This is a genomic window from Ileibacterium valens (genome assembly GCF_001945525.1).
In the GTDB taxonomy this organism is placed as follows: Bacteria; Bacillota_I; Bacilli_A; order Erysipelotrichales; family Erysipelotrichaceae; genus Ileibacterium; species Ileibacterium valens.
Genome location: NZ_MPJW01000183.1, coordinates 1 through 10,200, shown reverse-complemented (window position 1 = coordinate 10,200; position 10,200 = coordinate 1). Strand labels below are relative to the sequence as shown.

The window sequence follows — 10,200 nt, the reverse complement described above, 5'->3', positions numbered from 1 at the left end:
ACGGATCGTTCGGTCGCTGTCAGTGATTTCAATCACCGGCTTTGGACTCTCGTCTGATCCTTCCAAATCCAGGAAGACCGTCCTGTCAATTTCTACGAATTCAAGAGCCGCTGAAGCAGGCGATACGACGGCAGCTTTTCTGCGCCAGTACTGGAAGGTGGATAAAGCCAGGCCGTTTTGGACGCAGAAGCCAGCCTGAGTCAGACCTGACACCTGATATTGATCAACCAGGTTCATCCACTGTTCCTGATTCAGTTCACGGGATTTGGAAAACAGATAATTATGCATAAAATCCTCCAGTTCTAGTCGAATACAGAATATCGACTGGAACCGGAGGATCTAAGCCCGTGCAAATTTCAAAAGGTTACGGTAAATCAAAACAACAATATAGAAAAACCGCATTCTTCCTCAAGATAGAATGCGGTTCAGATTTGATCCTTTTATTCGTTTTGTGCGACAAATTTCCAGACTGTAAATCCCTGAAGATCATCCACTGGCTGCGGCTGATAATTGCCTAATCCGCTTTCTTTCATCATAATTCCAGTTTGTACAGCTCTCTCTTGATCGGCTACATAGAGATATTCTCCATCTGCAAGGCTTCTTAACATATTCTGAACGTCAGCTTCCTGAAGAAGATCTTCATAATATGGCTGGTTCAGCATCCAGCCGCCATCCGAAAGCTGAGTCAGCAGATACTGATGATCAGGCAGTTTCCCTGAAGAAATGTAATACTTTTTTAAATCTTCGATCTGATCAAAAACACTCCAGACTCTTCGCGTCTTCAGTCTATTCATATCTGTGATTCTGGAGGTGTCCTTTGCAAACCATGAATCCAGTAAATGGAATTGTCCATCCTGAGGAATAATCCCAGAAAGATAGAGGACAGCAGCAATCAAAACGACGCCTAACAGATTAGACAAAAAATGACCAGGCTCATTTATCTCTTTGCTGGCAAGGTAAGCAAAACCGCTGTTCATCAGAATCCCAAACAATGGAATAAGAATAATTCTTGGGGGGATTCTTCCTACAGACATGAAATAGCACAAAATCAGATAACTGCCAATGACCGAAAGCCCAAGCAGAATCAGATTCTCTATTCGGTTATTACAGATACATAAGATCATTGGAAGTATTAAGACACACAGGAAACATGGATACAAAACCTGAAAATCTGAAGTCAGTATCCTGAGAATTTCCCCAAAAGAAAAGCGCAAAGGCAAATTCTTCACTTTGGCAATTCTGCTTACCTTCTCCAGAAATGCGGTCGTGTATTTTTCCGTATTGATCAGATTCACTTTTCTGATGGCCTGATAATCATTTGCACTCACCTGAATGGCATTTAATTCATCTTCGATGGAATCAAATGGATAACACTCATAATCGACGAGATCTGAACGTGCTGAGGTATACCGTATTCCGTCATCCAGTTTCGGATCCAAAGACATTCCGATTTGAAGTACTGGCGGAATAATCAAGGCAGCTGCTGACAGAGTCAGACACAGAATATGAAATCTGCTTCTTAAAATACTCTGTTTCTTTAACCAGATCAGATAGATAAATGACAACAGAACATAGGGCGATATCATCAGCAGAGATTCTATTCGCATTCCGCTTCCAATAGCCAGAACAAAAAGACTTGCCCCCAGCAGAATCGGTCGTTTAGTCTCTTTGGTTAAAAGCACACAACAGATTCCAATGGAGCCCTGGCATATCAATAATGCGCCGACACTGGAGAAATTCATGTGAAATGTATTCTGAATAATTACCATTGGAGCCATCATTAAAAAGACAATCCAGCCAGCTGCAATCCTGGAGCTTTTTTCCATAACCGCGCCATAAACAATCCAGAATCCAACGATAAGTGAAAGCCCCATCAGTAAATTGAACCCATCTGCGAAAGGTAAAAGCCATCCAAGTCCATATGAGAGCCAGCTGATAACAGGTGAAATAAACTGGCATAAAATTTCACTTCTGGAGTACAGTCCATTTACAACCAGCGAAATATAATAGTTGTCTATATCCGGATAAACAGACTGATTCCATTGAATGAAATAAGTCAGCAACGCAAGAATTCCAGCAACTTTCCATACTGTTTTTTTACTGAATTTCTGATCAAGAAGATCATTCAGACCGTAAAAAAATGACAGCAGCCCAGGTAAAGAGATGAGCCCAAAAACAACTCCAAGCCAGAGTGGGGCAATTCCAGCGGATACTGCTCTAAAAAGCAGCATCATATTCTGCTTTTTTATCAGATTTGCGATGATAACCAGATCTAGTAAAATCGCCGGCAGCAGATCATTCAGAACGAACTTCTTTTTTTCAGCTGCATTCTGATGTCGAAAATTACTAATAAGCCCCACTGGATCATAAAATGGCACCATCACCGCAAACAAAAGGACAAAAAAAGCGTTGATAAGACTCAATCGATTATTAGGCATTAACATGGCTGCAGCTGGGATGGCCAGGATCAGCTGAATTAGAAATTGTTTAACTGTTTTTTTCATATTGCTCTCATTTCATGTGATTTATGTACATCCTTCGTCGATTGTAACAAATATATAATTTATGTATTTCTTCTCACCACTCTAACGTTTTAAGAATGAATCGGATTGTGCAAATCTGACATTCTAAAGCTTACTTTTCATTTACAATTGTTCAAAAAAGAAATAAAGTCCATATTTCTTTCATGTTTCTTAGTTATGTTTCCTTCTTTTTCGTTTTGGTGAATGACTTTTTCGTCTGAAGATTTATCTGAATCAATTGTTGAAAATCTTTTCTTTGCTCATAATAGAGGATATGGATTTTAATACGAATGCGCCTGCCAACTTGCTTAAAAAATATTTTGGATATGATTCCTTTCGTCCTGGACAGCTGCCGCTGATTGAATCAATCCTGAATAGGAAAGATGTTCTGGCTATTATGCCTACCGGCGGAGGAAAATCAATCTGTTATCAGATTCCTGCCTTGATGTTTGAAGGAGTAACTCTTGTTATCTCCCCTTTAATTTCACTGATGCATGATCAGGTGACATCTCTTGTATCTTCAGGAATCCCTGCGGCCTATCTGAATTCATCATTAACTCTTCCGCAATATCGAACAGCATTAGCCAGAGCGGGAGCAGGCCGCTATAAAATTATCTATGTTGCGCCAGAGAGACTCTTGACGCCTGCATTTGCAGATCTTTGCAGAAAAATTAAAATCTCCATGGTTGCTGTTGATGAAGCGCACTGTATCTCAAGCTGGGGTCAGAACTTTCGTCCTGCATATCTTTCTATCGCTCAGTTTTTGACTACCCTTCCAGAACGACCAGTCGTAGCGGCTTTTACCGCCACGGCCACCTATCGGGTCCGCGATGATATTGTAGATCAGCTTAAACTCAAATCCCCTGTTATTCAGACTTCTGGCTTTGACAGACCCAATCTTTACTTTGATGTTCAGCATCCCAAAGATAAAATGCAGGCTCTATGGAACTTCGTGAGCCACCATCAAAGTGAATGCGGCATTGTTTATTGCATTACGAGAGCTCAAACAGAAGAAGTCGCAGAATATCTCAACAGCCGGGGAATTCGAAGCGCTGCTTATCATGCTGGACTTTCTGATAGTCAGCGTCTTCAGACGCAGGAAGATTTTATTTATGACCGTATCCAGGTTATTGCGGCCACGAATGCCTTTGGAATGGGAATTGATAAAAGTAATGTTCGATTTGTGGTTCATTATTCCATGCCCCAATCCATGGAAAACTACTATCAGGAAGCTGGCCGGGCTGGACGAGATGGATTGCCTTCCTGGTGTCTTCTTCTCTATGGGTCCAAGGATTATCAAACCAATCGTTTTCTAATTGAGCAGAACCAGAAATATCAAAAAGACGGAATGTCTCAGGAACAGATCGATCAGGTTTTAGGAATGGATCTGGTCCGTCTGTCCAAAATGAGAAATTACTGTTTCACCGAAGAATGTCTGAGGACTTACATTCTTCAGTATTTTGGAGAAAAAGTGATAGGACAATGCGAAAACTGTTCTCATTGTGAACGTGGATATCGTGAACAAAATGTCTCTGGTCTTGGAAAGATCTTCTTTGAAGCTCTGACGACACTTCCTACCAATTATGGAGTTTCAATCCTCAAGGAATATTTTCACGGAAGCAAAACCAAAAGGATCACTCAGAGAGGCCTTGATCAGAGAAATCATTTTGGAGTTCTCAATTATATGACCACTGAAGACATTGGAGAATATCTCGAACTGTTCTGTGCAGAAGGATATCTTCAGAGGTCTCTCGATTCATTCCAGACTTTAAAGGCAACTTCTTCCTTAAGTGATGCGATCGCCAAAGACGAACCAATTATCATCCATCGTCTTTTAAGCAAACAGGCTTCACAGAAAGCGCGTAAAGATCTATCAGAATTTAATGATTCAGAAAAAGAACTTTTCGAGCTGCTTCGAAAGGGACGGATGTTTCTTGCAATTAAAAACAAGGTTCCTCCATACATCATTTTCAATGATCGTACCTTAAGGCAGATGGCGATTATGAAACCAGCAAATGAAGAGGAAATGTCTAAAGTTTCAGGGGTTGGTGCCCAGAAACTCGAAAAATATGGCGAGTATTTCTTAACCATAATCAAGGACTGGCAAAAGGATCACCAACAAAATCAGAAATCCGATTCCAGTAACAATTCAGTAAGTGTATCTGATTCTGCGAATGATTCAAAAGCAGCTGAACACTCTTCAGGCGAAATCCTTTCACTTCACCTGCATGAAGATACCTTTTAAGAGCCAGAATCGATACATGAGTTTTTCGTGCTGAAAACTTTGATATTCAATTTATAAACGCAATTACCAAAATATAAATCAAAATTAAAACAAGGACTATATCTTAAATAAGCACAGTCCTTGTTTTATTTTTTGCATTCATTTTTTTTACTTCTTCTCCAGTCAGAATCAGAAATCCTTATTTCTGGCTGGCTTCAATATCACTGAGTTTATTGATACGCCGAATGTGGTTAGCACCCTCAGAAAACGGAGTGTTTAAAAAGGTATGAACAATATCTTTGGCGGTTTCCATCCCAGTTGTTCTGGCGCCAAGAGCGAGCATATTGGCATCATTATGTTCACGGGTTAAACGCGCAGTCGTTACATCATGACAAAGTCCGCAGCGAATTTTATTCACTTTATTTGCAGCAATTGAGATTCCAATTCCTGTTCCACAAATGACAATTCCAAAATCAGCTTCTTTATTCGCAACTGCCTGGGCGCATTTTTTGGCATAATCTGGATAATCGCAGCTTGCATTATCATCTGTTCCAAAATCAATGACTTCATATCCTTCATCGGAAAGCATTTTTCCGATTTCTTTTTTCATATCAGTAGCGGCATGATCATTAGCCATAGCGATCTTCATGGATATACCTCTTCTTCCTGTCTAAATAGACAATATCTATTTTACCTGATGAATTCTCATATGCTTAACCTTTTTGGTTTAAATCCACTGTCTTATCTTTAATGAATCGGCTCGTTCTGATTTTTTCTGAAAATGCTACAATTCTTTTCTTAAGAATGAAAATTTTTACATTTTGGTGTTTCAACTTTGAATCCAGATGCTATACTAAAACACGTTAATTCAAAAAGGAGATCAAAATGGCTGATTTAAATGCTCTATATGAAACTGTAAAACGCCGTAATCCGAACGATCCTGAATTTCTTCAGGCAGTAGAAGAAGTTTTTGAATCACTTCAGGTTATTGCTGAAAAGAAACCCGAACTGCTTGATGATGGCGTTCTTGAAAGAATGGTTGAACCAGATCGCCAGATTATGTTCCGTGTTCCATGGGTAGACGATCAGGGTAAAACTCAGGTGAACCGTGGATACCGTGTTCAGTTCAACAATGCAATCGGACCTTACAAAGGTGGTCTTCGTTTCCACCCAAGCGTAAATATTTCAATCATTAAATTCCTCGGATTTGAACAGGTATTCAAGAACTCACTGACTACTCTGCCAATGGGCGGAGGAAAAGGTGGATCTGATTTTGATCCAAAAGGAAAATCTGACGCAGAAGTGATGCGTTTCTGCCAGTCCTTCATGACTGAACTTTACAAATATATTGGACCCAATACGGATGTCCCAGCTGGAGATATCGGTGTAGGCGGACGTGAAATCGGATATATGTTTGGCCAGTATAAGAAAATCACGAATGAATGGTCTGGAGTATTAACCGGCAAGGGTCTGAGCTTTGGAGGATCCCTCGTTCGTACTGAAGCTACTGGTTATGGACTTTGCTATTTCACTGAAGCTTTGTTAAATAACAAAGGGACCAGCTTCGAAGGAAAAACAGTTGCTATTTCCGGATCTGGAAATGTTGCCATTTATGCCTGCCAGAAAGCAACTGAGCTGGGTGCTAAAGTCGTAACGCTGTCCGATTCAAATGGATCGATCTACGACCCTGAAGGTATTGATCTGGCCAGTGTTAAGGAAATTAAGGAAGTTCGCCGCGGACGCATTAAAGAATATTGTGAAACACATCCGAATGCGATTTATATGGAAGGAAAACGTCCATGGTCTGTTCCATGCGACATCGCCTTACCATGTGCTACTCAGAACGAACTGAATCTGGATGATGCCAAAGAACTTGTTAAAAACAAAGTGTTCTGTGTATGTGAAGGCGCAAATATGCCAACAACACCAGAAGCGATTCATTACCTGATGGAAAACGGTGTTTATTACGCTCCTGGTAAAGCTTCCAATGCCGGTGGTGTTGCCTGCTCTGGTCTGGAAATGAGTCAGAATGCTGAACATCTGAGTTGGACTTTTGAAAAAGTCGATGAAATGCTTAAGGACATCATGGTAGGCATCTTCGAAAACTGCCGCGATACTGCTGCTGAATTTGGTCATCCTGATGAATACGTCATCGGTGCTAATATTGCCGGATTCCTCAAAGTTGCAGAAGCTATGAAAGCACAGGGCTGCTGCTAAACTCAGCAATCCAAAATCAATCCTTTCAACTCTTAATTACAAACCAGGAAATGCTGAAGCTTTTTGGCTTTGGCATTTCCTTTTTTATCATCCACTCAAATTTATCAGGCAGTCAAACGAATAAAAGCCGATTATGACCAGAACGAACTGATCCTAATCGGCTTGGTTTTATATCAATGTTTTTAAGTCATTCTAATGATTTAAACTTTTGGCTGGGAATTTTCTTCTATTTCCTTATTCAGTTTGGGAAGAATCTCTTTTTCATACTGGGCCCGGCTCATAACATATTCATGAGTTTCCTTATACGGGATATGATGAGATTTCTTCCACAGATCATCCGCTGTTTCAGACCAGTTTTTGGCATATGTACGACACTTTTCAGTTAAGCTTTCAACTGGTTCAGGTGATTCAAGATCTGTCGAGTGCGCATTGACTGAATTAACCATTTCTTCCAGGACACCAGCATTTTCAAGCATTGGACATGGCTTCAGATGGTTTGAGTTAAATGGTTGATTTTTTCTGTACTGCATAAACATCGGTGAACAAAGACCTTCAAGAATACTTTTTTTTCTGATGTTCGAATCTGAATAATGGATAAAGACACACGGATCCATATCACCATTTGCATTGATATGAAAATAACGCCTGCCCCCAGCAATACACCCCTGCAGATATTCTCCATCATTCTGAAAGTCCATAGGGAAAATCTCTTTTGTTGAGCGAATTTCTCTGATTCGGTTATACATATATTCCCTCTGTTTTGCAGAAGGAAGCAGCTCAGGAGCAGCATCATTTCCCACTGGCATATAGTGAAAATACCAAGCATATTTCACTCCATGAGAAATCATTTCATCGATGAATTCATCTGAAACAATCGATGGTATGTTCTTTGAAGTGTAACAGCAGCTGATTCCAATCGGAAGATGGTTCTCGTGGAGAATATCCATGGCCTGAATGACTTTGGAATAGACTCCATCCCCTCTTCTGAAGTCGGTTGCGTCCATATCGCCTTCAACCGAAAGCACGGGAAAGAAATTCTTAACTCTGAGCATTTCCTGAGCAAATTCTTCATCAATTAATGTTCCATTTGTAAAGGACATAAAAATACAGTCACTATGTTTCTCACAAAGCCTCATGAGATCTTTTTTACGAACCAGAGGTTCTCCTCCAGTATAAATATAGAAATAAACACCCATATCTTTTCCTTGCTCGATGATATCATCCAGTTCTTCGTAGCTCAGATTCAGCTTATTTCCATATTCAGCTGCCCAGCAGCCCGTACAGTGAAGGTTGCAGGCGCTGGTCGGATCCATGAGAATTGTCCATGGAACATTACATCCATATTCCTGTCTAACTTTTTGCTGTTTCTCCCATCCCACCAGATTGGCATTGACCACAAAGTTATTAAATGCAGTCTTTACAATTGAAGGATCAATATCGTGAATAATATTGCAGAGCAGATGATTCATATTATTATCTGAATCATTTACAACTCTGGTAATAGCTGCTCTGGGGCCTGGAAACGAAGTATCATTCTTCATTACTGTATTTATAAAGCTCATGAGTCTGGGTAAATTCTTTTCCGGATTTCCATTGATATAACTTAAAGCTGTACTGATCGAAGCCTGGGCGGCAAATTCTTTGATTCCCATATCTTTCTCTCCTTAAGATCATACAGATTGTAGTTATCTGTATCGTTTTGAATTAAACATCTGGCTTTATTTCATCTTTGAATTGATAAATAGATTTTGAGCCGAGTTTTAAAAACAAAATAATATCAATCTCTTTCCTCTACAACCTTCATGCTCTAGGAAGATTCAGACATACATTATAGTCTGCGTAAATTCAGTAAGTTCATGAATGAATTTCTGCTGATTATTTCGAATAACTCTCAGATCGTTTTCTTTGGAAGTGAAAAATCAACAGGAAAGATAGTGGCTAATCGTCCAGGAGTTTCAGTCATCTAACCATTTTGATGAATTTATTCAGCGATAACCTGCTTTTTCTTTTATAATGAGTAAGTAAATACAGAGACAAGGAAGGAGGATTTTCCCATGGCCGCTGTTGTTAATGATTCTATGTGCATTGGATGTGGAGCTTGCGAAGGTGCATGCCCAACAGGTGCTATCACACTTCCAGATGGTGTAGCAGTAGTTGATCCTGATGTATGTATCGACTGTGGTGCCTGTGTTGGTGTTTGCCCAACTGGTGCTGTTACTTTAGAATAATTTATTATCGTTAAATTATAGATAACGTAGACAAATGGAAGAAGAGGATCTGGACGTCCTCTTTTTTTATTTGTCTTTTTTGCTTTTTGATATTGAAGATAATGAAGGATAGCGCTGATATCAACAAGGATCAGTGGTCATTTGATTATTAATGATTACCCTGGTTAAGTTAAAATTTTATCAGGTATCTACCAGGAGGTATTTTATTAAATGAAAACATTTAAAGACCAGGCCGAAAAGCTTGATGAGTCTTTTGGCCAATATTCTTCTCGTTCTAACAAACACTCAGCAAAACCAGTCACTACCAGAAGTGAAGACGACAAGAAAGCACCAATTGAAAATCCAGTCAGCCTCGATTACAGGACTTCAAGTGATCCAGCAAGCATGATGGATGGCGTTTCAACTACTGTTACTCCAGAACAAAGATTAGAATCAGATAAGATTCTTGCAGAACAGCGATTAGAGCATGCTGAACAGGTTCTTGAAGACCTGAAAAATTCTGGTGAAGAATTTAAAAAGCAGGCTGAAGAAAAAGTTGAACAGAAAATTGAAGAAGAAAAAGAAATGGCCCAGGAGGCTAAACAGGATTTCAAAGCCCGGATAGACGAACTGCAGGATGACATCAAAGAGGATCCTAAGGGAACCTTAATTGATCTTGGAAAGCTTATTCTGATGATCCTTGGGGCCCTCTCGATTATCCGATTCTTCTGCAAAAAGCATTAATAAAGAATAAAGTGATTTTCAGGATTTCCCTGTCAAAAATTCATTTCTGCAGCTGGATTCCTGAAATCCAGCTGTTTTAGATTTTATTACAAAATTAAAAAGCCGATTAATTCAGATCTGCTCTGGATTAATCGGCACAATTCTTTTTATGAATCCCTGAAAACCAAACATCAGCGACATCCTTCTTGTCTGTTGTCTTTGTTCTTTGTGTTTTACACTTCGCTTGCTTCGATCAAGCCCTCGACCGATTAGTATCAGCCAACTTCATGCATCTCTGCACTTCCAT

The 10,200-nt window shown here is 39.8% G+C and carries 8 protein-coding genes; 4 read left to right on the top strand and 4 right to left on the bottom strand.

Annotated elements, in window-relative coordinates; translation table 11 throughout:
• On the bottom strand, positions 1-288 hold a 288-nt coding region (gene tnpA, locus BO222_RS09305; protein WP_198931970.1), incomplete at its 3' end, for an IS66 family insertion sequence element accessory protein TnpA.
• Between the two features lie 152 nt (positions 289-440).
• Positions 441-2,504, bottom strand: a complete 2,064-nt coding sequence (locus BO222_RS09300; protein ID WP_075820438.1) for a hypothetical protein — start codon at positions 2,502-2,504, stop codon at positions 441-443.
• A 292-nt stretch (positions 2,505-2,796) separates the two neighbouring features.
• Between BO222_RS09300 and recQ the strand changes: the two genes are divergently transcribed.
• Positions 2,797-4,767: a DNA helicase RecQ gene (gene recQ, locus BO222_RS09295; protein ID WP_075820436.1), complete on the top strand. Its 1,971-nt coding sequence runs from the start codon at positions 2,797-2,799 to the stop codon at positions 4,765-4,767.
• Positions 4,768-4,945: 178 nt separating this feature from the next.
• On the opposite strand, the gene rpiB is transcribed toward recQ, so the two are convergent.
• The gene (gene rpiB, locus BO222_RS09290; RefSeq protein WP_075820434.1) at positions 4,946-5,395 is read right to left on the bottom strand and encodes a ribose 5-phosphate isomerase B; all 450 of its coding nucleotides are present in this window, start codon (positions 5,393-5,395) and stop codon (positions 4,946-4,948) included.
• Positions 5,396-5,631: 236 nt separating this feature from the next.
• Between rpiB and gdhA the strand changes: the two genes are divergently transcribed.
• The gene (gene gdhA, locus BO222_RS09285) at positions 5,632-6,963 is read left to right on the top strand and encodes an NADP-specific glutamate dehydrogenase (RefSeq protein ID WP_075820432.1); all 1,332 of its coding nucleotides are present in this window, start codon (positions 5,632-5,634) and stop codon (positions 6,961-6,963) included.
• Positions 6,964-7,163: 200 nt separating this feature from the next.
• On the opposite strand, the gene BO222_RS09280 is transcribed toward gdhA, so the two are convergent.
• Complete coding sequence (locus tag BO222_RS09280; RefSeq protein WP_075820430.1) at positions 7,164-8,615, bottom strand: radical SAM protein; 1,452 nt, start codon at positions 8,613-8,615, stop codon at positions 7,164-7,166.
• 402 nt (positions 8,616-9,017) lie between these two features.
• Between BO222_RS09280 and BO222_RS09275 the strand changes: the two genes are divergently transcribed.
• Together BO222_RS09275 and BO222_RS09270 are read left to right on the top strand one after the other, a co-directional pair.
• Positions 9,018-9,191 carry a DUF362 domain-containing protein gene (locus BO222_RS09275; protein ID WP_075820428.1) on the top strand — a complete coding sequence of 58 codons (174 nt, stop codon included), beginning with the start codon at positions 9,018-9,020 and terminating at the stop codon, positions 9,189-9,191.
• Positions 9,192-9,401: 210 nt separating this feature from the next.
• On the top strand, positions 9,402-9,914 hold the full coding sequence (locus BO222_RS09270; protein ID WP_075820426.1) for a hypothetical protein: 513 nt from the start codon (positions 9,402-9,404) through the stop codon (positions 9,912-9,914).
• Positions 9,915-10,200 lie beyond the last annotated feature (286 nt).

What these genes read in the sequence shown, in the direction of transcription:
- BO222_RS09300 (WP_075820438.1), bottom strand. Translation starts at nt 2,504, where the DNA reads ATGAAAAAAACAGTTAAACAATTTCTAATTCAGCTGATCCTGGCCATC.
- recQ (WP_075820436.1), top strand. Translation starts at nt 2,797, where the DNA reads ATGGATTTTAATACGAATGCGCCTGCCAACTTGCTTAAAAAATATTTT.
- rpiB (WP_075820434.1), bottom strand. Translation starts at nt 5,395, where the DNA reads ATGAAGATCGCTATGGCTAATGATCATGCCGCTACTGATATGAAAAAA.
- gdhA (WP_075820432.1), top strand. Translation starts at nt 5,632, where the DNA reads ATGGCTGATTTAAATGCTCTATATGAAACTGTAAAACGCCGTAATCCG.
- BO222_RS09280 (WP_075820430.1), bottom strand. Translation starts at nt 8,615, where the DNA reads ATGGGAATCAAAGAATTTGCCGCCCAGGCTTCGATCAGTACAGCTTTA.
- BO222_RS09275 (WP_075820428.1), top strand. Translation starts at nt 9,018, where the DNA reads ATGGCCGCTGTTGTTAATGATTCTATGTGCATTGGATGTGGAGCTTGC.
- BO222_RS09270 (WP_075820426.1), top strand. Translation starts at nt 9,402, where the DNA reads ATGAAAACATTTAAAGACCAGGCCGAAAAGCTTGATGAGTCTTTTGGC.